Source organism: Bacillus sp. N13C7, from assembly GCF_026790065.1.
In the GTDB taxonomy this organism is placed as follows: Bacteria; Bacillota; Bacilli; order Bacillales; family Bacillaceae; genus Bacillus.
The window spans coordinates 1-23,787 of record NZ_JALAMO010000003.1; the positions used below are offsets into that span (position 1 = coordinate 1).

Genomic DNA, 23,787 nt, shown 5'->3' on the forward strand with positions numbered 1-23,787 from the left:
AAGTTAAACAACCTGAGCCCATATCAATACAGGACTCAGGCTGCTTAGTGTCTTTTTAACACTGTCTACTTGACAGGGGTCACTTCATTCCGCGGGGGTCTTTCCTTTAGCCAATCATTTTCTCAGCGACTTTCATTTCCTGTGAATGGGTTTGATGATCCGCAATAAACCATCCTGATAAAATCACCGCTGCGACACCTGCACCAATCAGAAACTTTTTCATTTATATAACCTCCGTTCGTTTAATCAGTTCTTCAATCTGTAATGCTTCATAAAAAAAGTGGGCAGCTTCTTTGTAAAGCTCAAGTTCCCTATACCGTTCGCCAGCCAAAATGGAAAGTTCTCTTACACTGTCATACTCTTTCTCGGACAACAAGTCATCCATATGTTGTTTGCATAAGTGAAACGTTTCCGCATGACCCCCTTCTGCATAAATGGCATATAAAATGTCTATTTTTGCCTCACATATTCTATTCGGCTCAGCAGTCAATTTTTCCTTCACGTCTTGGTAATAAGATAAGGCCTGTTCTTTCTTTTTGATCTTAAACAGCTCTCGTATCAGCAAGTAGGCAGAATGATAATAATAGGCGGAGCGGGCATACTCTTCGTTCTGTAAGGCCTCTTCTAATTTCGAAACCGCTTCTTCTGATTTGCCGCTTTGCGCATGAAGAAGGCCGAAGTTATGCAAAAGCTGGGCTTCAAAAAAATGATCCTCTAATTCACTCGTGATCCGAATTGCTTCGTCCAAATAAGCCTCAGCTTCTTCAAACTGGCTCATCTCTGTAAAATTGCCTGACATGGTAATCAGCGCTGAAGCCAGCTTCTTTTTATAATCAGTCTCTTCCCTGAATGTTTTGACCGCTTGCCGTGTATGATTGAGGGACACAATATTTTGTCCCAGCTTATAATAGAGCTTTCCGACCTTCAGGTGAAATTCGGCTTTCTCAATCGGATCGGGAATGTTGTCGAGATACTGCTCTGCATCTTTATACAGCCCAATGGCAATGTCATAATTATTTTTATAGGCCTCATACATGCCTTCAAACAGAAAAAAGTAATATTTCAGCATGTCAGACGTAGCATTCATATGAGAAGGCTCCTCATGCTGAAAGCCCTGTCCTCTCGCCTCGTGAAGCAAAACCTTGTGGCGCAGTTCCAATAAGGAGAAGTAGGCAAGCACCTCCTGATCCTCTTCCATGTCATCCAATAAAGGCTTCACTTCTTCAAATAAACGGGAGGATTCTTCAACTTCATGTTTCTTGATGGCAAGGTACCAATCGTTGAGCATGCTAGCGATTTCTGCGGGTGCGATCTTATTCATGTGAAACTCCTTTCTCTAGTGACTTATCAATCTCAGTTGCTTATTCTGATAGTAACACCTCTTTCTATTTTATGTAAAATCCTCTAGTCAATATATGAAGGAGAGATGATATGACAATCATGCTGACCCCTATGCAGACAGAAGAATTTCGGTCTTATCTCACGTACACAACAAAGCATTACGCGGAAGAGAAGGTAATAGCGGGAACATGGCTGCCTGAAGATGCACAGCTTTTGTCAAAGCAGGCTTTTTCTGATCTGCTTCCGAGAGGGCTGGAAACACCCCATCACCATTTGTGGAGCCTCAAGCTGAATGAAAAGGAAATTGTTGGCTGGCTCTGGATACATGCTGAACCGGAACATCCGCAGCAGGAAGCGTTTATTTATGATTTCGGGTTATATGAACCGTATCGGGGAAAGGGCTACGCAAAGCAAGCATTGGCGGCATTAGATCAAGCGGCACGCAGTATGGGAATCCGCAAGCTGTCCCTTCATGTCTTTGCCCATAATCAGACGGCGCGAAAGCTATATGAGCAAACCGGATTTCAAGAAACAGACGTAGTGATGAGCAAGAAGATTTAATGAAAAGGGCCTGATAAAGGCCTTTTTCTGTAAACGATTTCTAAAAATTCTGTAAATAACCTAGTTACTTTCCTTATTTTCCTAATATAATGTGGGTGAGGAAATTACCTTTCCTACACTCACAAGAAAAGAGGAGATGTAATGAAGTTGAAGAAACGAGTGTCGATGTTTTTGGTAGCGCTTACAATGTGCGGCGGCCTGTTTGTTTCTCCCGCCAAAGCCGTAAAGACCACAAATTATGCTGAAGAAATCGCCGCACTGCAGCCAGGCACGACACCGGAAGAAATCATGAAATCTGCCAGCCAGATTGCCAAACAGCAGCACGTAAAGCAGGACATTATCCTAAAACAGTTCTATAAGGAAATCACGGCTGATAAAACAGAGGGAGACCGGCTCGCCAAGGAAAGCGGCATGTCTATCATGGGCGGGTCGTCCGGCACGAAAAAACTCCCGACAAGCGCGAAAGGCAATATCTATTACACGAACTCCTACACAGCCTACTACAATCACGGCCACGTCGGCATGTACTCCGCTGCTGACAAAATTGTTGAATCTGTCCCGAGCGACGGCGTCAGGCAGATCGCTTATAATGCCAGAGACGTGGAAGACAACTCCATTGTGCAAACCGTCAGCGTATCCTCATCTCAAAAAACAGCTGCTGCCGACTGGGCGGTATCAAAAGTAGGCGACCCATACTCATTTAACTTCGTCAATAACAGAAATACCGGCCATGACGGCGCCAAAAACTGTTCAAAGCTCCTATGGTCTGCCTTTTTGCTGAAAGCAGGCATTGATATAGACAGCAACGGAGGCTTAGGCGTGTATCCGCGCGACATCACAAGTTCTTCGTATACGACAACCATCATGACCATTTACTAAGGAGAAGGATATGAAAAAGTGGATGATTACCATCGCCATGCTGATTCTCGCAGGAATCGCACTAGTTATCTTCATTTCTCCTCTCAAAAGCCATAAAACCGTGAGTCAGCAGGATCTCAGAAACCCCGATTTCCTGGATGACAAAGAAGTCCTGCTGTATTTCTCATCCTCTGCAGATCAAGATGCATTTGGCGGCGGGAAAAGCTACGCCCTGTTTATCAGCCAGGACGGAACGCTGTCTTCCTTTAAGATGAAGGGCCTTGAGCTGGGCTCAGCCAAGGTTCACGGCGACAGTGTGATGCTGGAGGACAAAAACAAGATTTATACGATCAAAAACGGCCTGCGCTCCCATAAAAGAACCTATCAGCACACAGGCGACAGCGCGGGCTTTCTGCAAAACACGGACGGCTTTTATACCTTATACAACTCCGGCTACGACAAAAAGGGAGACGGATACCGCTCAGAGCTGTACCGCCAAATGGACGGAGAGTGGAAAAAAGACGTCATCCCCTACTACATCCGAGCCTCCGGTTTTCATGACGGCGCCATTTATGCACTCGTCCCGACAGCTGACGAAAAAGGCTATCAGCTCCTCCAGATTCAAGCAGATCAAAGGAAGCTCACTTATCACAAGATAACGGAATGGCAGTACCGGGAAGGAGCCTCAGTCGAATCCCAGCTTGCTGTGGACGACCAAGCTGTGTATGTTATGGTTCGCGGCCAAAAAGCCCGCAATCTCTATCAAATGGTCAAGATCAACAAAAAAAGCGGCAAAGTCGAGCTGCACGACATCGCCGAATACAAAAACGACGAGCAAACGATATACAGCTCCATGCCCTTCAGCTTTAAAAACAGCTTTTTCCCTTATGACGGGAACCTGTATTTCATTGACGGCTTCGGAAAGGTACACAAAATTGATGCCAAGACAGGAAAAACAAGCATCGCCTTCACCTTTTCCCAGGACAAAATGAAAGCCGATTTCAAAGAAATCACCCAAAAAGGCAGCAGCCTCTATTTCTTCACATACACGTATAACAAGCCTGCCTACATTGAACAGTACAGCCTGAAAACCGGAAAGAAAGTGAAAGAAAAAGAAAAAGAGATTGGGAAGGTAAAGGATGTCGTGACGCCGAAGAGTCATTTGAAGCTGTATGATGTTGAGGTGATGAAGGGGTTTTAAGGCAAGGAGGGTAGTATGGGAGCCGTCGCCGTTTTATTTATCGTTTTTGGTTTTCCGATCATCGCAGGTGTATTTGGTATAGCGGGTCATTTTTTATTTAAGAGGTTTTGGGTGGCACCGCTCATCGTTCTTATTGCGAGCTTGATATTGTTATTTACGTTAGCTTCGGGTAATGGCTCATTCTTGTTTTGGGTTGTTATGTATACGGGGATTGCGTTAGTAACCAGTATTGTCACATTATTTCTCAGGAAATTTTTTGAGTGATCTCTGTTTATGAAGAGACTGGTGTGAAGTCTCTTTTTTTATTGAACCGAAGTTTGCAGAGATTTTGGGTATGTTTTAGAAACGAATCTAAAGGAGGAATTACATGCGCACCAAACGGGTTATTCTTCTGGCAGTTATGATCAGCCTGGTTTCGGCCATTACTGTGTTCCTGTTAAATGGATGTAAAGTCGACTTCTTAGACATCGGCGGAACCATTATTGGCTGCTTTCTTGGCATATTTGTTGTTGTAAGAATACAGAAAAAACAGTCGTGAAAAAGGGAAAGAGTCATGCCGAACCGAAGTCATGTTCAAGGACGCAAAGTCCAAACACATGAATGGGAGGAATGGCGTTGACAGGAAACAAAGCGGTTGTGTACAAAGGCAAAGGGACTGTAGCGGTGGAGGATATCGGTTATCCGGAGTTAATCTTGAGGGACGGGCCCGGCGTCCCGAAGGCGAATGTGAATCGAAAATGTGAGCATGGGGTTATTCTCAAAGTCATTACAACCAACATTTGCGGAAGCGACCAGCATATGGTCAGAGGCCGCACAACGGCGCCTGAAGGCTTGGTGCTCGGACATGAAATCACCGGAGAAGTCATTGAAACGGGGCGTGATGTCGAATTTATCAAAAAGGGCGATATCGTATCCGTTCCTTTCAATATTGCCTGCGGACGCTGTGTGATGTGCAAAACGCAGAAAACGCATGTGTGCCTGAATGTCAATCCGGACCGTCCGGGATCGGCTTACGGCTACGTCGATATGGGCGGCTGGGTCGGCGGCCAGTCTGAATACGTCATGGTGCCATACGCTGACTTTCAGCTTTTGGTGTTCCCTGATAAAGAACAGGCGCTAGAAAAGATTCTCGATTTGACCATGCTGTCCGACATTTTTCCGACCGGCTTCCATGGAGCTTACACAGCGGGCGTGCAAACAGGTTCAACCGTTTATATCGCTGGAGCGGGGCCTGTCGGCTTAGCAGCTGCACACTCCGCTCAGCTCCTAGGCGCCTCCACCGTGATTGTCGGCGATCTGAATGAAGACAGACTGGCACAGGCGAGAAGCTTCGGCTGTGAAACGGTCAACGTGCAAAAACACGACCGCCTCGGCGAGCAAATTGAACAAATACTAGGTGAACCGACAGTTGATGCCGCAGTGGACTGTGTCGGCTTTGAAGCGTCTGGGCACGGCAATCAAGGAGAAGCGCCAGCCGCTGTGCTGAACTCGATCATGGACGTCACCCAGGTCGGAGGCAGCCTTGGCATTCCAGGCTTATACGTGACCGAAGATCCCGGCGCAAAGGATGCGGACGCCAAAACAGGCTCACTAAAAATCCGTTTCGGACTCGGCTGGGCCAAAGCCCACACCTTTGTTACCGGACAAACCCCTGCTATGACATACAACCGCAATTTGATGAAAGCGATTCTGAGCGGCAGAGCGCAGATCGCAAAAGCAGTCAACGCCACCGTCATTTCTCTGGACGACGCGCCAAAAGGCTACAGCGACTTCGACAAAGGCGCAGCCAAAAAGTTCGTCATCGACCCGCATGGAACATTGAAGTAAAAGAAAAAGCCGGACGTTCTCAGAACGCCGGCTTTATTGCTGGTAATCTGTTTCTTTAAATCGATTTCCCTTTTCATTCTGTACAATGAATTCCCCTTCGATTTTGTCCAGTCCAATCAAAATATAAGGGTTTTTCTCATTTGCCGTAGGAGCAGGTTTTCGTTTCACAGTTACAATCGTTTCTTTAGGTGAGAATTTGACGTCTGACACTTCAAGCTTCTTATCTTTCTCGCTGCTTCCGAGAGACACAATAACCATTTTTCTCCCTTCTAAAATAGTGAAGACTTGATATCCTTTCACGTCATCATGCATTTGGAGATAATTAGCGTATATTTCTAAGTCTGGACTGCCTTCACCGATTCGATCCTTCTCTAACACCCAATAAGACGGCTGACACCCAGCAAGCAGCAACATGATCACAAAAAGCCAAACCCATCTAAAGCGCAAATGCAGACCTCCCCATACACCGGTTACATCCAAACTAACACACGAGCGAAATAGAGTCATCAACAGCTTGTTTGTCGAATTGTGGATAAAACTCAGCCCGAAGCACTACTAACATGTGAATAAATAGGTTATATTGAGAAGAGAACATTTGTAAAAATGGAAGAAATCATCGGAGGATTTGAACATGAAACAAACGTATTATTCCTGTGAAGAACACATCGAAACGGTGCTGGATATGTACATAGACGACCACGAACTGCCACCCGAAATCAGAAAAATCGAACATACTAACAGTTTATCCACAGCCTGTGAATTATGTGGAGACCCCGCAGTATATATAGTGGGGAACGAATGATCTTACACAAAATACAGAAAAGATATCCACAATTGTGGACAATATATATGAATAACTTGTTTCTAAAGTGGGGATGACCTGTGAATATCAATATTGTGACAATCGGAAAACTAAAAGAAAAATACCTCAAGCAAGGCATTGAAGAATACACCAAACGACTTTCGGCCTACGCAAAAATCGACATCATCGAACTCCCGGACGAAAAAGCGCCGGAAAACCTAAGCGACCAGGACATGAAAATTATAAAAGACAAAGAAGGCGACCGCATCCTATCAAAAATCAGCCCCGACGCCCACGTCATCGCCCTCGCCATCGAAGGAAAAATGAAAACATCCGAAGAACTAGCCGATACAATAGATAATCTGGCTACATATGGAAAAAGCAAAGTCACCTTCGTCATCGGCGGATCACTCGGATTGAGCGACGCAGTGATGAAGCGAGCGGACGAGAAGCTGTCGTTCTCGAAGATGACGTTTCCTCATCAGTTGATGCGGTTGATTCTGGTGGAGCAGGTTTATCGGGCTTTTCGGATTAATCGTGGGGAGCCGTATCATAAGTAAGTGATATCTTCAGGTTTAAGAAAATTCAAACTGTAATTTAAGTGAAAAACGTTGGGGAAATCGATATTTGCTAACTTAAATGTAAAGTGATTATAGAAGATAACAGGTAAGGAAAATATGTTCGCTATCTATTGAAAAAAAGAGTTAAATCATATATGCTGCTCTTACAGTTGTTTTTTTAATAGGAGCGAAACAAATGAGTACAATAGTAAAATTTAAACTAATCGATTTGTTTGCAGGTGCTGGAGGACTAAGCAACGGATTCGAACAAACTGGGAGATTCAAAGTAATTGGTGCTGTAGAAATAAACAAAGAAGCAATTCAAACATACATTTATAATCATAATAAAAACACAGATATTATTATCAAACCTAAAGGTAGTGAGATTAGCGATATAACAAAAATAAAATTTAGTGATTACTTAAAAGAAAAAAATATTAATAATAATGAAACTGTTGTTATCGGTGGTCCGCCTTGTCAAGGTTTCTCAAATGCAAATCGTCAGAAAAACCATCTAATTTCTGGTAATAACCAGCTTGTTAAAGAATTTGCACGTGCCATTGATGAGATTAAACCAGTGGGTTTTTTATTGGAAAATGTCAAAACAATGAACTCAGAGAAGCATAAGTTTTTTGTTACGGAACAAGGAGAAGGAGTATTTGCATATAGTTCAGAAGAACACTTGCAAGAGATTACTACGAAACTTGGAAAAAAACCTCTATGGGAAAAAGAAAAATTAGTTTTAATGGATTCAACCAATATAAATTTAAAATCTCTAATAGATGAGCTAATTGAAAAGTCTTTTACACCATTTCTAACATCAAATATACATCTATCTAGAATGCGTAGTTTACTACGAAATCTTAAAAGCGATAAAGTTTACAATGTAGTAAAAAAGAAAGAAGAAGAGGAAATTAAAAGTGTAATTCAATGTATTAATGAGTATGATTTTTCACTTTTAAATGGTTATGAAGTATTGAATCGAATTTTTCTTAATACTAAGGAAGCTCTAGTATCACTAATACAACGAAATAATAATGATAACAAACTACAAATGAACAAACTTAATGATTTTATGGAATTAAATCAACTTTTGAAACATCTAGAAGAGTTGAAACAACAAAAAATAAAAATAGTGGGAAAAACAAAAGCAAAACTAATTAACGAAAAATTGATAGTTAGTGTAACAGTTAAATCTTATAATATAGTTAAATATTTAACCTATTTCTTTAAATTTATAGGCTATGAAATTAAAACTGAAGTAATGTTAGCTAGTGATTTTGGTACGCCTCAAAACAGACATCGATTTATGATTTTAGGTATTAAAAAGGACTATGTAAAAAACGGTCCTGTCAAGATGCCAGAAAAATTCGAATCAGAAAAACTTCCTTTTACTGTTTATGATGCCATAAAAGATTTAGAGAATATTGCACCAACTAAAGATGTAGCTGATAATAAAATCCCTTATAGTATCGATTCACAAAAAACAGAGATGCAACACTATTTTCGTTCAACAATCAAAGGAGATTTCATATACAACCATATAAATACTGATAGCAAGCCTCTAAGTCGGAAACGATTTGAAGCTTTAAAACAAAGTGGAGGGAGGAATTTTCATAGTTTATCTAGAGAGCTAAAAGAAATATCTTATACTGACGGATCACGAACTCAAAATACAGTGTATTTAAGAGTGAATTATCATGAGCCGTCTCCAACAGTAATCAATGTTAGAAAATCAATGTGGCAACACCCAGAGAAAGCAGAAGCATTGAGTATTCGAGAGGCTGCACGATTGCAATCCTTTAAAGATGATTATGTTTTTATTGGCGCAAAAGATAAACAATATCAACAGGTTGGAAATGCCGTACCACCACTTTTAGCACGTGCAGTTGCTGAACAAATGTTATATATATTAGGCGATAAACCGATTAAGAAAATAACTGATGAATTTAATTTTTAAAATCTCGGAGTACACGAAGTTTAATCAATGACGTGTACTCTTTTCAATATTTTGTTAACCTAAAAGTATCAAAAGATATAGAGTGAGGGATTGAGTTGGATACAATTTTAACTAGACCATCTGCAGCTCCTGTCATCCAATCGTTAAGAAATATAGGATATAATGCACAAACTGCTATTGCAGACATTATAGATAATAGTTTAGATGCCAATTCAACTGATGTTCATATTACATTTGAATATAATTCCGGAAATGGATACATTTTAATATATGATAATGGAATAGGAATGACAGATGAAGAATTACAAGTTGCTATGACTATTGGCTCTAAAGATCCGAGACTAGAAAGGAAAGAAAGGGAACTTGGAAGATTTGGAATGGGTTTAAAAACTGCAGCATTTTCATTAGGAAAACGTTTGAGTGTTGTGACTAAGAGTCAAGGGATTATTTCTGAGCGTTGTTGGGATTTAGATTTTGTAAGTGAAAATAATGAGTGGGAATTACTCAAACAAATACCCGAGGACATAAAAGAAAAAATAGGTGGTCTTGAGTCTAACGGGACAATAGTATTTATTGATAAGTTAGATCGTTTTACTGGATTTGGTAGCAAGAAAGTTATTCAACCTAGAAGCTTTTATGGAAAGGTAGCTAGAGTTAGAAAGTATTTGGAAATGGTCTTTCATTTAAAGTTACAAAATGGATTTAATATTTATTTAAATGATAACTTTTTAATACCTTGGGATCCTTTTTTAAGTGAACACCCGAAAACGATTGAAGGAGAAACACAAGTTATACGGGTAAATCGAAAAAGGGTAAAGATAACTCCATATGTTTTGCCACATCCTTCAGCTTTCAACGAAAGTGAATATAAAGATGCATCGGGTCCAAGAGGTTGGCGTGATCAACAAGGATTTTATATTTATAGAGAAGGACGCTTGGTGAATTTTGGAGATTGGTTTGGGATGTTTACAAAAGACAATTACTCTGAATTAGTAAGAATAAAAATAGACTTTAATAATAATGCTGATGAAGATTGGAAAATAGATATTAAAAAATCGAGTATTTCAATACCAGAAGATGCTAAGGAAAATTTAAGAGCAATAGGTAAATATTATAGACAGGTGTCTAAAGAAATTATGCTTTACCGAGCAAAACCTAACAAGAAAACGGATCGATTAAAAGGTTCTTTACATACTTGGGAACTTTACAATGATGAAGTTAACAGCGCATATGTTTTAAATCGTAATCATCCAATATTAATTGAAATCTTAAAAGAAGTTAATGATATAACTCGAAAAAAATTAAATTCCTATCTGAAACTTATTGAATGGGGTTCTCCCAATAATTTACTTATATCTGAGTCGATGGTTAAAAAAGAAGAAGAAATTCAAGAGTTAGATGAAAGTAAAAGATTCATTATTATAGAAGTAGCAAATAGCTTAGTCTCTATTAATGATGAAATTGATATAGATCTTATAGTCGACTCTATTTCTTTAATAGCAGGTTTTGAATCAATTAATAGAAGTACAATAAAGAGTTTTATAGAAAAGGAAGTGTTAGTGAAAAATGAATGAAACAATGAGAGAAAATTATAAGGCAACTTTTAAAACGATATATCATGCCTTTCAAAATAGTGGTATTAATTCTCCTTTTGAACGAGCACAGGCTATAGCAGAAGATAAGTTAAAAACAAGCTATCATGATGTTAAGGAATCTGATTTAGAAAGTCTAGCGTTAGAGATGTTTGAGTTATATGGAGGATATATTGATATTCCAAAGAGTTCTATATTGAAGGGAACTGGTGTGAAAAATTGGTTTGATGAAAATGCACTTCCTGTATACTCGTACTTCTGGCCAAGATATAGAAGATACTTAGAAGAGTACAAAAATTGGGAAAGGGAAAATGTAGACTCAATCCATGAATCGACAAATAAAATTCTTAGATCAATAGGTAATCCTAAAAGTACAGAGGCCTTTGACGTACGTGGCTTAGTATTGGGATATGTTCAATCTGGTAAAACAGCTAATTTTACCGGTCTAATTAATAAAGCTTTTGACGTTGGGTATAAATTAGTAATTGTTTTAGCTGGTATGCATAATGACTTACGATCTCAAACACAAATTAGGTTAGAAGAAGAAGTAGTAGGGAGAATTGATGAAAACACAGACGAGAAGATAGGAGTAGCCAAAATTAGAAATGATGGTCCACTTGTCACAACTTGGACTACAAAGGATAAAGACATTACTGTAGCACATGCTAAAAAACGTGATTTTCTTTCTCGAAATCTCCTCGTTGTGAAGAAAAATAAATCTGTATTAGAGTCTTTGAAAGAAATATTATTGCAGAGTATTATGTTATCAAAGAAAAACGAAGATGTACCGGTATTGATTATAGACGATGAAGCAGATCAAGCAAGTGTAGATACATCAAATCCAAATAAAGAAGAAAATCCAAAAACGATTAATAAATTAATTCGAGAAATTTTAGAGTTGTTCAGAAAGAAATCATATGTAGGATACACGGCTACACCTTTTGCTAATCTTTTAATCCGGACTGATGCGAAACATGATACTGCTGGTAAGGATCTATACCCAAAAGATTTTGTTGTAGCTTTACCTAAGCCAAAAGGATATTGTGGACCAGCTGAATATTTTAATGTAACAGGATATCTTAAAGATAATAAACCTTTACTCTTAAGACATTTAAATGAAGAAGATCTAAACTTATTTAACAGTATGAAAAAAACGATAGATTCAGATAAATTTAATAAAGTACCTAAATCAATGAGAGAAGCAATTTTTGCATTTTTAATTGCCATAGCAGTAAGAAATCTACGTGGACAAAATGGAAAACATAACTCAATGCTTATCCATACTTCACGTTTTACAGATACACAAGGCACTATGACAGAAGTCATAGAAAGATACTATCAAGAATTATGTAATGATATTTTATATAACAGTCATAGTAGTTATATTACTGAATTAAAAGAGCTTTATTTAAATGACCACTTATTAGTACAACGAGAATTTGATAAACAACTACCCGTTTATGATTGGAAAGAGGTTTTTAAAGAGATTAAAACACTTGTTAGCAATGTGCGCATAATGGAGATAAACGGACAGAGTGGAGAAGCCTTAGAATATGAAACTTATAAGGATGTCGGTTTGAATGTAATAGTAGTCGGAGGTGATAAATTATCCCGTGGATTAACACTTGAAGGACTAAGTGTTTCATACTATTATCGAGGAACAAATATGTATGATACATTGATGCAAATGGGTAGGTGGTTCGGTTTCAGAACTGGTTACATGGATTTGTGTCGTATTTATACTTCTGAAACAATATCTGATTATTTTGAACACATGGCTTTTGTCATGGTAGAGTTACGTAAGGAATTTGAATATATTGCAAAAAACGAGAATGTCACACCGGAAGAATATGCGATAAAAATGTTAGATCATGAAGATATGCAGGTAACAAGCATAGCTAAAATGCGTTATGCTAAGAAACTAATTAATTACAGTGGTATGAGACAGACCCGTATTTTTGATTCTAGAGAGCTTATTATGAAGAAAAATTTTGATGCAACTTTAAGTTTAATAAATGAAATAGAAACACCAATCACAAAGTTAAATAATAAATTGAAAAAGGACACTGAATATTATATATCAAGAGATGTAACTAGCAGGCGAGTTATAGATTTTCTTAAAAGATATGAAACGCCAGCCTCTGTTAACAAAGTTAATAGTAAAGATATTGCTAGTTTTATTGAAAGAATGAATTCAAAAAATGAGTTACAGAAATTTAATGTGATTATTGTTGGTGGTACTAATTCAACATTAAATAGTGATAATGTTATGCAAGCTGGTTTAAAAAAGTATCCAGTTAATTTAGGAAAAATAAAACTAGAAACTGCAGTTATTCGGGCTGTAGAGAAAGTGAAAAATTCAATAGATAACGTTGATATAGGAGCGATTGTGGCAAGTAATCAAGAGTTTGTAGATTTAGAGCAGCCAAGTCAAACAGAACGTAATAAACATAATGCTGCTTTATTAGTCTATCCATTACATCCAGGAGTAAAATTATTTAAAGATTTAGGGTATGAATTTAATGAAAACTTTGTACCTGTAGGGTTTGCGTTTTCTTTTCCAGAAATAACTGAAAAATACACAGATGATGGAGGGAAAGTGATTAAAAAACAGGGAAAATTCATTGTAAATAAAACTGTTAAGAGAGGAAATAAAAATGATTAATCTTACAGAAGAATTTAAAAAATTACTAGACCTCACGGATAATGAACAGAATGAGCAAGTCTATAAACTTAAAACTATACATTTTAAAATACCTATTATGATGATAGGAATTGATTTGATTACTAGGGAACGCAGGATTTATATTGATATCAGTAATGAAAATTGGAATGATGACCAAATGAAATCGCTTCCTAAGTGGAGGGGAGTAAAGGTAACTAAAGACACCTTTGATAAGATTGGACCGTTAATTAATAAGAGGTTTTTAATTATTGCACAAGAAGATGAAGATAGTGAAGAGATTTTCGAAAAACTTCTACAAAGTTTAGTTGATCATATTTTGGTAAGTGAAGGACGATCTTTATTTACAGTTATTTATGGAGTCTTAGATCGTTGGCACAATTTCTTTCGATTTAAGACGAATAAACGGCTTTCTTTGGAAGAACAAATGGGGTTATTTGGTGAATTATACTATATAAAAACTTGGTTGAATAAATTTGTGGATGAACCACCATTGATAATTGATGCTTGGAAAGGACCAACAAAACACAGAATAGATTTTGTGAAAAAAAATATAGGAATTGAAATTAAGACAATCTCTCAAAAAATCCATGATGGTTTACGTATATCAAATGAAAAACAACTAGAATTAAACAACGTAATTCGTAAAATTTACTTGTATGTACTTAAAATTGAACATACACAATCTGAGGATGGAAAATCAATTCAAGATTTAATAGACGATATTCGCTTTCAGCTAAATGAACGATCAAAAACAGGGTTAGTTCGATTTGATGATATTTTACTTGAACTATATATTTCAGATGATATGTATAATGATGTATATTTTTATATACATAACGAAGAAACTTACGAAGTTACTGAAAAATTCCCAAAGATCATAAGTGATAATCTACCGATTGGTGTAACTAATGTATCCTATAAAATTGATTTATCTCACTGTATTGAGTTCAAAGTTGAAACTGATAAAGCATATTATTCAAGTAAAGTAGGTTGAGAGATGTGAAGGAAGAAAAGAAGAAAATTGAATTCCTGGAGGAATTTATAGATTCAATTGAACAAAAAGGTTTAACCATTGGTAGCCGAGAAATTCCATTCTTTACTGAAATGTTAACTTATATGAATCAAGAAGATGAACCCTCAATTATATTTCCATATATAAAAGGAAATATCAAAGTTAATGGTTATTTTTATGATGAAGAGTCTGCTAATTTAAGTCTTTATGTTATTGATTATGATATCAATTTTGATGAAGGTACTCTACCTGAAACCTCAAAAACTAAACTTACTGAAATTGCGAATAAGGCAAAACGTTTTTATACTAACTCAAATGGTATTTATCATAGTTCAAGCGATGGCGTTGAATTTAGAGAACTGGCAAGGTTTATTACTAATAATCGTAATGCGATAGATGAGGTTAATATTTATGTTTTGACTACAATGTTTTATCTGACAAACAAACCGGTAGAAGTTAATATCCCAGGGGTAGAGACTGTTAATGTTCATATTTGGGACATGGATCGCGTGTATAGATTATCTGAGGCGGAGCAAGGTATTCGTGATTTCGATATTGAATTGGAGGCGGACTACAATCAATCAATTGAAATGATAAGTGTTCCAAAAAAAGGAAATAATCGAAATGATTATGATTTTGATTGCTATATTGGTTATATACCAGCTGATTTATTAGCCAAACTTTATGATGACTGGGGTCCAAAACTTGTTGAACGTAACGTACGTTCATTTTTACAAGCGCGTGGAGGGACAAATAAAGGTATTCGGGATACTCTAAGAGATCCTATTCAACGTGATATGTTCGTTTCCTATAATAACGGTATTTCTAGTGTTGCTAAAGATGCTGATATTCAACAAATAGGAGACAACAATTTATATCGTATAACTCGCATTACTAGCTGGCAGATTGTCAACGGTGGACAGACAACAGCATCTGTTCATCAGGCTTATAAAAGTGGAGTAGATTTAAAGGATGTGTATGTTCAAGCAAAGCTAACAATTTTAAAAGTTAGTGAACAGGAAGAAGATCGATATAAACTTGAAGATGAAATTGTATCTAAAATTTCAGAGTACGCGAATACACAAAATAAAATTAATAAATCTGATTTATTGGCAAACACAAGATTTATGTCAGATATTGAAAAATTATCACGTAGCATTTGGATTCCAAGTTTAGATAACAGAAAAGAAGAGTCCAAGTGGTACTTTGAACGAGCTCGTGGACAATATATGGTTGATATTAGTCGACGTAAAAAAGGGAAAGAACAAAATACATTCAAAAAGATATATCCAAAGGAAAACGTAATTACAAAAGTAGACTTAGCAAAGTTTTTCATGTCTTGGGAAGGATTCCCCCACATATCAAGTAAAGGTGGAGAAGAGGCCTTTAAACAATTTATGAATGTAAATAGCCGTTTTTGGAAAGCTAATACAAACGAGGAGGGGGAATCAACAAGCTTAGATGAGATCGATAGTGATTTCTATAAACAATTAATTTCTCGTAAGATCATCAACTCGTATGTAACAGACATTGTCAATGAGATGAACTTAAAAGGGTACCGAGCAAATGTTATTTACTATACAGTAGCAATGCTCAGGCACATATACGAAAGCCAAATTAATTTAATGGAAATTTGGGAATCACAAAGAGTCCCTAATCAATGGGATAGTATTGTAAAAGTAATTGCTCAAAATGCATTAGACTATTTACGTGATTCAGCCGGAGATCGAAATGTAACTCAATGGGCTAAACAAGCAGCATGTTGGGATTTATTTAAAGAGGAATCAACAGCAGTATTGAGCCAGTTGATTTAATCACTACACTTTTTTAGATGAGAGATTGAGTTTAAAGGGAGACCTACAAATTTTAGAACAAAATATATCTCCAAAAGTAAGCATGTATATATTATAGCAACTTTGTAATTTTGATAATTGCTTTATGTTAATCTTTATTATGAGTGATTTTTTAAAAGGTAATTCATTTAAAAGAAAGAGGTATGTGAAAAGTTCACGTACCTTTTTTTAATTGAGATTATTTACGTACTTGTGAGCGAGCAGATAACGAGACTTGTTAGCAATTTTGCTGTGTTAAATGAGAAATTGAAAAACCACAAGAAACAGAGTCCAGAGACTAGAATCCCTGAACCCCATACCCTCACTTCATATACCGATACTCCCGCAAACTCTCCAAAATCGCAACTTCCTGCAACAGTTCCTCACCGACATTCGTTTCCTTTACTTTCTTCCGCTCAAGCTCTTTGTCCACTAATCGCTTCACCGTTAAGACGTCGGTTCCGGTGCTTAGGACTTCTGCCTTGGAGTTGAAGTGTTTATGGGCGACGAGCTGCATGCCGTAGGAGTTGTATAGCAGCGTGTAGCCGGCGATGCCTGTTGTGGATTGGTAGGCTTTGGAGAAGCCGCCGTCGATGACGATCATTTTTCCGTTTGCTTTGATTGGGTCTTCGCCTTCGATTTCTTTTACAGGTGTATGGCCGTTGATGATATGGCCGTGATCTGGATTGAGTCCGAATTCTGCCAGGATGTTTCGGCAGGTTGCCTCGTCCTCGCGTAAATAATAATACGGGTTTTTCTTTTCTTTATGCGTTTCCTTCTCTTTAATGAAATAGCGCTCAAATGTTGTCATGGCGCGTTTTCCGAAGAGGGAGGAGTATTCGCCTGTCCATAAATACCAGGCCATATCTGTCGCCAGGTCATCGGTTTCTTCCGGGTGAGCAAACGCTTCTCGCAAGAACCGTTCAAATACATCGAGCAGCTCACGGCCCGCATACGGTTTATCCTCAATCATCATCGTTTCCATATTGCCGTTTTCATCGACAGGAATACAGCCGTGAATCAACAGGTTGCCGTTATATTTTAAATAAAGGCTGCCTTTTTTCATCATAAAATTCATATGGCGGCCCAGCTTTTCGGAATGCTGGACAGAGAATAGCAGCTTGTCTATGACCTCTGCTTCTTCTTCTAATAGCTGGTCTGGCTGCTCAGGATTAATTGTCGCAAAGCAGGTGTTTTCCAGCTGATATGTTTTTCCGTTCAGCGTGATTTCGTTTTTGTCATAATCTATTTTCTCTAATAACAGCCGCTCTTCCATATTAAAGTTCGGCCGTCTCTTGATAATCGGGCTCTCAAGCTTGAATTGGATCATGGCAATCGCTTGATGGATTTTTGTGATTTGCTTAATCTCATCCTCTGGCCTGTTGTCGTCTGCTTTTGGACGGAACGCTGGATTATCATCGTAATATTTTTCGGCCAGGTTCAGCAGCGGTCTCAGGTTGATGCCGTACACGTCTTCAATAATATCCAAGTTGTCGTAGCGGGCACAGATACGGATAATATTGGCCAGGCACACTTTGGAACCGGAATAGGCGCCGATCCAAAGGACATCGTGATTTCCCCACTGAATATCGACAGAATGATAGTTGATCAGTTCTTCCATAATTCTATCCGGCTGCGGGCCGCGGTCGTAAATATCGCCGACCACATGCAGATGGTCGACCACCAGCCGCTGAACGCTGTAAGCAAGGCCGGTGATCAGCTTATCGGCTTGGCCAAGCTCAATGATCTGATCAATGATTTCGGAGTAATATTGCTCCTTGTTGCCTGCTTGTTCTGTTTTGTATAGCAGCTCCTCCGTAATATAAGCAAATTGGGCAGGCAGTGCTTTGCGCAATTTGGAGCGGGTATACTTGGAGGAGCAATAAGAAACGAGCTTAATCATTCGGTTAATCGTTTCTTTATACCACTCGTTTAATGCCGGTTTCGCATCAAAGTCATGTTTGATCAACTTCAGTTTGTCTTCTGGATAATAGACCAATGCTGCTAATTCATCAATTTCTCTATCGTAAATGACACCGCTGAAGATGTCGCGTATCTTCTCTTTGACTCGTCCTGAACCATTACGCAGCACGTGTTGGAATGCCTGATACTCCCCGTGCAAATCACTGACAAAATGCTCGGTGCCCTTTGGCAGGTTCAGTATCGCTTTCAAATTAATGATTTCTGTTACCACTTTTTCTTCACAATCGTATTTTTGCGCGAGTAGATCTAGGTACTTGCTTTCCAAAATCGTCCATCCCCTTTTTAGAATAAAAGCCCTATTTATGAGCATGTGCATGATAAGGTGAATTTAAAAGTATGACATTATTTTTAAACATTGGACCTTTATATGATAGTACCGCATAACTGCTTTTATAGACAATTGAAATGAGTGAAAGAGGAGCAGAGATGAGCGTTAAGAAAAGTGGAAAACAGGAGAGAAAGCAAGAGAGCTCAAAAAAAGCTCCTTACACTTGTTATCAAATTTGCATTATTAATATAGTGATAACAATCATTTGTTTACCCTAATCACTGCTTGATTATCTAAGAGTGGGAGTAATTGTTGTCTTTGTTTCTATCTACTTGAAGACCTGTATACCTGTTGTAGTCTATTAATGATGTTTTGATTCGGAAGTGAGACATGACTTTTAATCTATATGATATAGGTTTCAGTGGATCTATATCAATTCGCGAATGAGTGATATATCCTAGAACCAGAAAAAATATTCTGATTTTTTAGTCTAATGTGTTGACTCATATTGGACTATATGGAATAATTGGATTATATTAGTAGAGAAGGAGGGGATATTATGAAAAAGGAAAACACAAACAATGAGCCTGTAAAAAACTTAGAGTTTAAGGGTCTATTAGACGAATCACAGAAGTTAGCAAAAGTGAATGACCTTTGGTACTTTGTGAAATCAAAAGAAAATCGCTGGATTCTTGGAAGTGGTCATTAATTAGGGGGTATAAAGGAGAGTTTAACTCTCCTTTACCATTTTTCGGGGGGGTTAATCATGTATGACAAAACAGTATCAATCAATTTAGATTCTAAGTGTAATGCGTCTTGTGATCATTGTTGTTTTTCTAGTTCGCCAACTTCTACAATTAAGATGGAAAAGGATTATATAAGAGACTTAGTTACTGAATTTGCAAAAAATAAAACCATTCAAGTGATTTCATTTACAGGCGGGGAAATTTTTTTAGATTATATATTTTTAAAAGAACTAATGGAAATCATTAAACCATATGAAAAACAAATAACGTTGATTTCTAATGGGTTTTGGGGTGTCAGCAGGAAACGGGTTCAAGAATACTTTTATGATATGAATTCGTTAAATGTCGTAGCCTTAACTATAAGTTATGATGAGTACCATGCTCCATTTGTTAAATCGTCCAGTATTAAAAACATATTAGAACATAGCAGGAAATACCCTGATATCGACATTTCTCTTAATATGGCAGTTACTAAAGACAAGATGTCAAACCACATTTTGGAGGAGTTGGGTGATTCAATCTTAGGTGTAAAGATTACAAAATTTCCAATGATATCAGTTGGTGCTGCCAGAACTAGGATTAGACAAGAAAATATACATAAGTTTTATAATCTTGATGATGAGGATTCCTTATATTGTCCCGGATATGAGATTGTATATCATCATGACGGAGAGATTTATCCGTGTTGTTCACCCGCTATTTTTGAAACAAAAATAACCTTAAGAGAAGAGTATAATCAGAATTTTGAAAGAACAGTGGAAAAGTTAAATTCAAATTTGCTATTATTTATTCTTAGGAAAGAAGGATTCAAATGGTTCTTGGATATTTTAAAAGAAAACAATAAAATAGAGGAATTTGATATCCCTTATGAATTTTCTTCGATTTGTGGTGTTTGTGGTTCTCTATTCAACTCCGCGGAAAAAATAAACTACTTTTATCCTCACATGGAAAAATATTATTATGAAAATTTTGAAGTATGAAGATGAAAAATATGAAGTGATTGTACAAAAAAACGTTTTTATAAAAGATAAAACAAGTGGAGATTATTATAAGAAAAACTTAGATTCTCTTACAGATGAACAATTATCATACTTTAAAACTTATAAAGAGAAAGTGTCATCAAAGTTTTTTTACCTGTTCTTATCTTTTACGGCTACAATGTTCATGTTGAATTATATTCATTTGATAAAATTGCAAAAAGAGTTAACCACTGTAATATTTGGATGGGAAATGTGGATAATTATAGCTATTTACTTTATAATGAATATAGTGCTTCATGAACTGGGACATATTTATTCTTTAAAATTTTTCGGAAAAAACTTTGACAAAGTTGGATTTAAACTGAATTTTTATGTGTTCCCTGCTTTTTATGTCCAATTGAATGAAACCTACATGCTATCCAGAAATGAAAAGATAATCGTTCATTTATTCGGCTTGTTTATCAATTATTTTATAATTAATATTCTAGAACTAATAAATCATTTTACAATTTCCAGTGAACCCTTAACGGTGGCATTTATGCTATTCTCATCTACTTTACTGTGGAACTTAGTTCCAATATTGAATTCTGATGGATACAAAATTCTTTTGGCTTTTCTTGGCTTAGACGAATATAGCCGCTTTAAAACAAATCATTGGTTAGTCCTTACTATTCAAATTATAGGAGTTGGCCTTGCGGTAAATTCCGTTGTACATTGGATATTATTTATTGTAAACTAGAGTAAAAGATCTCCAAATTAATCATCGCAAAAACATTTCTTCCAGTGCTGAATCGGAAACGAAAGAGGTACCTCAAAAGTGAAAACAGTAGCAACCAATTAACAAAGTAGAAGCGGCTCTTTCTTTATGTAAATATTTCCTAGGAGTATGCATATGAACATAGCGAATTATACTTTAAAAGTGAAGGGCAAAACGTTACTTCAGGACACTGACTTACATTTTTCGAGTGGGAAAATCAACCATGTTGTCGGAAAAAATGGAGTCGGTAAATCACAGCTTGCTAAAGACTTTTTGTTGAATAATAGCAAACGAATCGGCAGAGATATTCGTCAAAACGTATCTTTAATATCTAGCTCGTCGAATATACCTAATGATGTTTCTAAGGACTTTTTATTAAATTTTTTGAGTAAAAAGTTTGATTCAAAAAAGATAAATAAGATTGCACATTTACTTAATCTTGATAATATCGACGGTAAAGTGCTTATTAAGAATTTGAGTGATGGACAAAAGCAAAAATTAAAACTGCTTAGCTTCTTACTAGAGGATAAAAATATTATTGTTCTAGATGAAATAACGAATTCATTAGACAAAAAAACGGTTATAGAGATTCATGGCTTCTTAAACAAGTATATTCAGGAGAACCCAGAGAAGATTATCATTAATATTACACATGATTTGTCTGATTTAAAGGCGATAGAAGGGGATTATTTTATATTTACTCACCAAGAAATCCAACAATATCATTCAGTGGATAAATTAATTGAAGTGTATATAAATGAGTAATAAAACAGCGGGGGCTTAAGATGAAATTAGAGTTTAAAAAAAGTATTAGCAACAAAGTTTTCATTATTTTAGGATCAATGTTCGCATTTTTATTTTTATTGGGGTATTTTTTGCTTGTTGGAATCGATAAAGTCAGCCATGTTACACCTGAGATGTTTTTCTTTAGCTCCTATACTGTTGCAACCCAGTTTGGTTTGATGTTATTTTCATTTGTTATAGCGTTCTTTATTAATAGAGAGTATTCAAATAAAAATATTCTTTTTTACAAATTAATAGGGGAAAACATCTATACCTTCTTTTATAAGAAGATAGCTGTTTTATTTTTGGAATCTTTTGCGTTTATCGCGCTAGGTCTGCTAATCGTATCGTTGATGTACCATGATTTTTCACATTTTACATTACTGCTGTTTTTATTTTCTGCAGTTATACTGCAGTATATTTTCATCATTGGAACGATAAGCATGCTATGTCCAAATATATTAATTAGCATAGGGGTAAGCATCGTTTATTGGATGACTTCTGTTATTTTAGTAGCTGTAAGCAATAAAGTGTTTGGTTTTATTGCTCCATTTGAGGCAGGTAATACTATGTATCCTCGAATAGAAAGAGTATTACAATCTGATAACATGACACTTGGGAATAATGATATTTTATACATTATTTTATATTTAGTTTCAATCATGATTATAAATGCAATTATACTTCGCTTTTCTAAAACTAGATGGATCAAAATGGGCATTTAGTAAAGGAAGCTGCTTCTCGGGAAGTAGCTTTTTTTATGCTATATAAAGGCTACGTGTATGAATTTTGTTAAGGAGAGGTCTCTTTTTGCTTTCGTGCATTGGACTTTTCCAAATCTCATCGCTGTTTTTCTTTCAACATTCGGATAAAGAGAAAAAGGATAATGAAAACGATGAAGTAATTCATTGGATTTATAACAATACTCGTCTCTAGTGAAACCTGTAATAGTATCCATAGGGCGAGGATGGTTAATATTGTAGAAATGATGATTTTGTATATGTCTGTTCCCTTCCTTTGTTGAAACAAGATACAACGGCTCCGACCATCACTTAATACATTTTCTAACCGATTGTGTACTGACTGTACAGCTTATTTGTCCGGCATCTTGGCCTTCTGCTTTGATCAAAAGACCAAGAATCAATTGTTCTTGGTCTCTTTCGCTTTCCGGTTAATCGTACGTCATAGCAAAAAACTATTAGCCTGCACCACAAACTGCGACTGCTGATAATTATAGGAAATCTTCGAGTAATCAAACGGCTGCCCATTTGTCAGGTGAAAAATACTTTCTATATACAGCTTCGGCAGTCCAGCCTCTAGCCCCAAATATACCGCTTCTTCCTCATTAAGCTGACCCACGTGAAGAAACAAATCAGAAAAGCCAATCTTCAGTCCCAATCCTTCCCGGATGTAATGGAAGATGGAGTGGGAAACGATTTCGTTGTTTAAATACGTCACGATGGATTTATTGTAGTAGGATTCTTCGTAGCAAAGGGTCTGGCCGTTGATGTAGCGGACCCTTTTGACATAGTAGATGTCCTCGTCCATTTCGATGTTCAGGTTTTCCGCCGCTTCCGGTGTCGGCTTTCTCACGTCAAGTTCGATGACTTTTGAGGTGACGTTGAAATCTTCGAGGTCTTTTTTAAATCCCTGATTGGACAGAAGGCTGATGTAGCCTTTTCGTTTATGTTTTCTGACGAAAATGCCGCTTCCTCTGACCTGGAAGATCGCGCCTTTTTGCTCTAATAGCTCCAGGGACTTTGTGATGGTGCTTTTGCTGACTTCAAACTGGGCCATGAGGGTTTCCAAGACTGGCAGTTTGTCACCCTGCTGAAGCTCATTTTCTTCTATATACTTTTCGATTTCTTCTGCGATTTGCTGGTACTTTAACATACGCATTCCTCATTTATTCGTTTAGTTTCACTGCCAAAATTATAGCATAAACCGCTTACAATGATAGTTCATGTCAAAATATTTTATTCGGATATTGATAAATTATACCGGTACAATTATAATGAAAGCGCAACCAAAACAAAGG

Annotated in this window: 24 protein-coding genes; 18 read left to right on the top strand and 6 right to left on the bottom strand. The window is 37.1% G+C overall.

Annotated features, from left to right (window positions below; genetic code table 11):
* Positions 1-106: 106 nt before the first annotated feature.
* The gene (locus MOB98_RS02875) at positions 107-223 is read right to left on the bottom strand and encodes a Phr family secreted Rap phosphatase inhibitor (protein WP_003219133.1); all 117 of its coding nucleotides are present in this window, start codon (positions 221-223) and stop codon (positions 107-109) included.
* Entirely contained in the window at positions 224-1,321 is a 1,098-nt protein-coding gene (gene rapG / locus MOB98_RS02880; RefSeq protein ID WP_128993615.1) for a response regulator aspartate phosphatase RapG, read from the bottom strand.
* Between the two features lie 110 nt (positions 1,322-1,431).
* Between rapG and MOB98_RS02885 the strand changes: the two genes are divergently transcribed.
* The 6 genes from MOB98_RS02885 (at position 1,432) to fdhA (ending at position 5,788) form a co-directional block, all read left to right on the top strand.
* The gene (locus tag MOB98_RS02885; RefSeq protein ID WP_268360192.1) at positions 1,432-1,902 is read left to right on the top strand and encodes a GNAT family N-acetyltransferase; all 471 of its coding nucleotides are present in this window, start codon (positions 1,432-1,434) and stop codon (positions 1,900-1,902) included.
* 141 nt (positions 1,903-2,043) lie between these two features.
* On the top strand, positions 2,044-2,781 hold the full coding sequence (locus MOB98_RS02890; RefSeq protein ID WP_217000594.1) for a YiiX/YebB-like N1pC/P60 family cysteine hydrolase: 738 nt from the start codon (positions 2,044-2,046) through the stop codon (positions 2,779-2,781).
* Positions 2,782-2,791: 10 nt separating this feature from the next.
* Entirely contained in the window at positions 2,792-3,961 is a 1,170-nt protein-coding gene (locus MOB98_RS02895; RefSeq protein ID WP_268360191.1) for a hypothetical protein, read from the top strand.
* 15 nt (positions 3,962-3,976) lie between these two features.
* A complete protein-coding gene (locus MOB98_RS02900; RefSeq protein ID WP_268360190.1) occupies positions 3,977-4,225 on the top strand; it encodes a DUF2651 family protein in 249 nt (82 codons plus the stop codon).
* 103 nt (positions 4,226-4,328) lie between these two features.
* Positions 4,329-4,499, top strand: a complete 171-nt coding sequence (locus tag MOB98_RS02905; RefSeq protein ID WP_015715043.1) for a hypothetical protein — start codon at positions 4,329-4,331, stop codon at positions 4,497-4,499.
* 62 nt (positions 4,500-4,561) lie between these two features.
* Positions 4,562-5,788 (top strand): formaldehyde dehydrogenase, glutathione-independent, encoded by a 1,227-nt coding sequence (fdhA, locus tag MOB98_RS02910; protein ID WP_003226972.1) that lies wholly within the window; start codon positions 4,562-4,564, stop codon positions 5,786-5,788.
* Between the two features lie 33 nt (positions 5,789-5,821).
* Here the strand turns inward: fdhA and MOB98_RS02915 are convergent, their stop codons facing one another.
* On the bottom strand, positions 5,822-6,235 hold the full coding sequence (locus tag MOB98_RS02915) for a hypothetical protein (protein WP_268360189.1): 414 nt from the start codon (positions 6,233-6,235) through the stop codon (positions 5,822-5,824).
* A gap of 184 nt (positions 6,236-6,419) precedes the next feature.
* Here MOB98_RS02915 and MOB98_RS02920 point away from each other — a divergent pair, with 184 nt between their 5' ends.
* The 7 genes from MOB98_RS02920 (at position 6,420) to MOB98_RS02950 (ending at position 16,214) form a co-directional block, all read left to right on the top strand.
* Complete coding sequence (locus tag MOB98_RS02920) at positions 6,420-6,590, top strand: CxxH/CxxC protein (protein ID WP_003236479.1); 171 nt, start codon at positions 6,420-6,422, stop codon at positions 6,588-6,590.
* 80 nt (positions 6,591-6,670) lie between these two features.
* Complete coding sequence (gene rlmH / locus MOB98_RS02925) at positions 6,671-7,150, top strand: 23S rRNA (pseudouridine(1915)-N(3))-methyltransferase RlmH (protein WP_268360188.1); 480 nt, start codon at positions 6,671-6,673, stop codon at positions 7,148-7,150.
* A gap of 196 nt (positions 7,151-7,346) precedes the next feature.
* Positions 7,347-9,110 (top strand): DNA cytosine methyltransferase, encoded by a 1,764-nt coding sequence (locus MOB98_RS02930; protein WP_268360187.1) that lies wholly within the window; start codon positions 7,347-7,349, stop codon positions 9,108-9,110.
* 95 nt (positions 9,111-9,205) lie between these two features.
* The gene (locus tag MOB98_RS02935) at positions 9,206-10,684 is read left to right on the top strand and encodes an ATP-binding protein (protein WP_268360186.1); all 1,479 of its coding nucleotides are present in this window, start codon (positions 9,206-9,208) and stop codon (positions 10,682-10,684) included.
* Positions 10,677-13,367: a Z1 domain-containing protein gene (locus tag MOB98_RS02940; RefSeq protein ID WP_268360185.1), complete on the top strand. Its 2,691-nt coding sequence runs from the start codon at positions 10,677-10,679 to the stop codon at positions 13,365-13,367. The genes MOB98_RS02935 and MOB98_RS02940 overlap by 8 nt, the downstream gene beginning before the upstream one ends.
* Positions 13,360-14,382 (top strand): PD-(D/E)XK motif protein, encoded by a 1,023-nt coding sequence (locus MOB98_RS02945; RefSeq protein ID WP_268360184.1) that lies wholly within the window; start codon positions 13,360-13,362, stop codon positions 14,380-14,382. The genes MOB98_RS02940 and MOB98_RS02945 overlap by 8 nt, the downstream gene beginning before the upstream one ends.
* A 5-nt stretch (positions 14,383-14,387) precedes the next feature.
* Positions 14,388-16,214 carry an AIPR family protein gene (locus tag MOB98_RS02950; protein WP_268360183.1) on the top strand — a complete coding sequence of 609 codons (1,827 nt, stop codon included), beginning with the start codon at positions 14,388-14,390 and terminating at the stop codon, positions 16,212-16,214.
* A 340-nt stretch (positions 16,215-16,554) separates the two neighbouring features.
* On the opposite strand, the gene fbp is transcribed toward MOB98_RS02950, so the two are convergent.
* The gene (gene fbp / locus MOB98_RS02955; RefSeq protein WP_085185327.1) at positions 16,555-18,480 is read right to left on the bottom strand and encodes a fructose-1,6-bisphosphatase; all 1,926 of its coding nucleotides are present in this window, start codon (positions 18,478-18,480) and stop codon (positions 16,555-16,557) included.
* 562 nt (positions 18,481-19,042) lie between these two features.
* Between fbp and MOB98_RS02960 the strand changes: the two genes are divergently transcribed.
* The 5 genes from MOB98_RS02960 to MOB98_RS02980 all read left to right on the top strand — a co-directional run bounded on the left by MOB98_RS02960 (position 19,043) and on the right by MOB98_RS02980 (position 22,474).
* Complete coding sequence (locus MOB98_RS02960) at positions 19,043-19,192, top strand: epipeptide YydF family RiPP (RefSeq protein ID WP_014115819.1); 150 nt, start codon at positions 19,043-19,045, stop codon at positions 19,190-19,192.
* Between the two features lie 57 nt (positions 19,193-19,249).
* A complete protein-coding gene (locus tag MOB98_RS02965; RefSeq protein ID WP_014115818.1) occupies positions 19,250-20,209 on the top strand; it encodes a YydG family radical SAM peptide epimerase in 960 nt (319 codons plus the stop codon).
* Positions 20,190-20,948, top strand: coding sequence for a peptidase (locus MOB98_RS02970; RefSeq protein WP_268367219.1), 759 nt, complete (start codon positions 20,190-20,192; stop codon positions 20,946-20,948). Before MOB98_RS02965 ends, MOB98_RS02970 begins: the two co-directional genes overlap by 20 nt.
* A gap of 153 nt (positions 20,949-21,101) precedes the next feature.
* Positions 21,102-21,731 (top strand): ABC transporter ATP-binding protein, encoded by a 630-nt coding sequence (locus MOB98_RS02975; RefSeq protein WP_044429971.1) that lies wholly within the window; start codon positions 21,102-21,104, stop codon positions 21,729-21,731.
* A 20-nt stretch (positions 21,732-21,751) separates the two neighbouring features.
* The gene (locus MOB98_RS02980; RefSeq protein WP_268361927.1) at positions 21,752-22,474 is read left to right on the top strand and encodes a peptide ABC transporter permease; all 723 of its coding nucleotides are present in this window, start codon (positions 21,752-21,754) and stop codon (positions 22,472-22,474) included.
* A gap of 115 nt (positions 22,475-22,589) precedes the next feature.
* On the opposite strand, the gene MOB98_RS02985 is transcribed toward MOB98_RS02980, so the two are convergent.
* A complete protein-coding gene (locus MOB98_RS02985) occupies positions 22,590-22,751 on the bottom strand; it encodes a hypothetical protein (protein ID WP_268361963.1) in 162 nt (53 codons plus the stop codon).
* A gap of 180 nt (positions 22,752-22,931) precedes the next feature.
* On the bottom strand, positions 22,932-23,642 hold the full coding sequence (locus tag MOB98_RS02990; RefSeq protein ID WP_268361930.1) for a GntR family transcriptional regulator: 711 nt from the start codon (positions 23,640-23,642) through the stop codon (positions 22,932-22,934).
* Between the last annotated feature and the right edge of the window lie 145 nt (positions 23,643-23,787).

Coding starts and splice junctions, on each gene's coding strand:
- MOB98_RS02940 (WP_268360185.1), top strand. CDS start 10,677: ATGAATGAAACAATGAGAGAAAATTATAAGGCAACTTTTAAAACGATA.
- fdhA (WP_003226972.1), top strand. CDS start 4,562: ATGGGAGGAATGGCGTTGACAGGAAACAAAGCGGTTGTGTACAAAGGC.
- MOB98_RS02970 (WP_268367219.1), top strand. CDS start 20,190: ATGAAAATTTTGAAGTATGAAGATGAAAAATATGAAGTGATTGTACAA.
- MOB98_RS02905 (WP_015715043.1), top strand. CDS start 4,329: ATGCGCACCAAACGGGTTATTCTTCTGGCAGTTATGATCAGCCTGGTT.
- MOB98_RS02980 (WP_268361927.1), top strand. CDS start 21,752: ATGAAATTAGAGTTTAAAAAAAGTATTAGCAACAAAGTTTTCATTATT.
- MOB98_RS02875 (WP_003219133.1), bottom strand. CDS start 223: ATGAAAAAGTTTCTGATTGGTGCAGGTGTCGCAGCGGTGATTTTATCA.
- MOB98_RS02990 (WP_268361930.1), bottom strand. CDS start 23,642: ATGTTAAAGTACCAGCAAATCGCAGAAGAAATCGAAAAGTATATAGAA.
- MOB98_RS02900 (WP_268360190.1), top strand. CDS start 3,977: ATGGGAGCCGTCGCCGTTTTATTTATCGTTTTTGGTTTTCCGATCATC.
- MOB98_RS02930 (WP_268360187.1), top strand. CDS start 7,347: ATGAGTACAATAGTAAAATTTAAACTAATCGATTTGTTTGCAGGTGCT.
- MOB98_RS02965 (WP_014115818.1), top strand. CDS start 19,250: ATGTATGACAAAACAGTATCAATCAATTTAGATTCTAAGTGTAATGCG.
- MOB98_RS02890 (WP_217000594.1), top strand. CDS start 2,044: ATGAAGTTGAAGAAACGAGTGTCGATGTTTTTGGTAGCGCTTACAATG.
- MOB98_RS02960 (WP_014115819.1), top strand. CDS start 19,043: ATGAAAAAGGAAAACACAAACAATGAGCCTGTAAAAAACTTAGAGTTT.
- MOB98_RS02920 (WP_003236479.1), top strand. CDS start 6,420: ATGAAACAAACGTATTATTCCTGTGAAGAACACATCGAAACGGTGCTG.
- MOB98_RS02945 (WP_268360184.1), top strand. CDS start 13,360: ATGATTAATCTTACAGAAGAATTTAAAAAATTACTAGACCTCACGGAT.
- MOB98_RS02885 (WP_268360192.1), top strand. CDS start 1,432: ATGACAATCATGCTGACCCCTATGCAGACAGAAGAATTTCGGTCTTAT.
- rapG (WP_128993615.1), bottom strand. CDS start 1,321: ATGAATAAGATCGCACCCGCAGAAATCGCTAGCATGCTCAACGATTGG.
- MOB98_RS02895 (WP_268360191.1), top strand. CDS start 2,792: ATGAAAAAGTGGATGATTACCATCGCCATGCTGATTCTCGCAGGAATC.
- MOB98_RS02975 (WP_044429971.1), top strand. CDS start 21,102: ATGAACATAGCGAATTATACTTTAAAAGTGAAGGGCAAAACGTTACTT.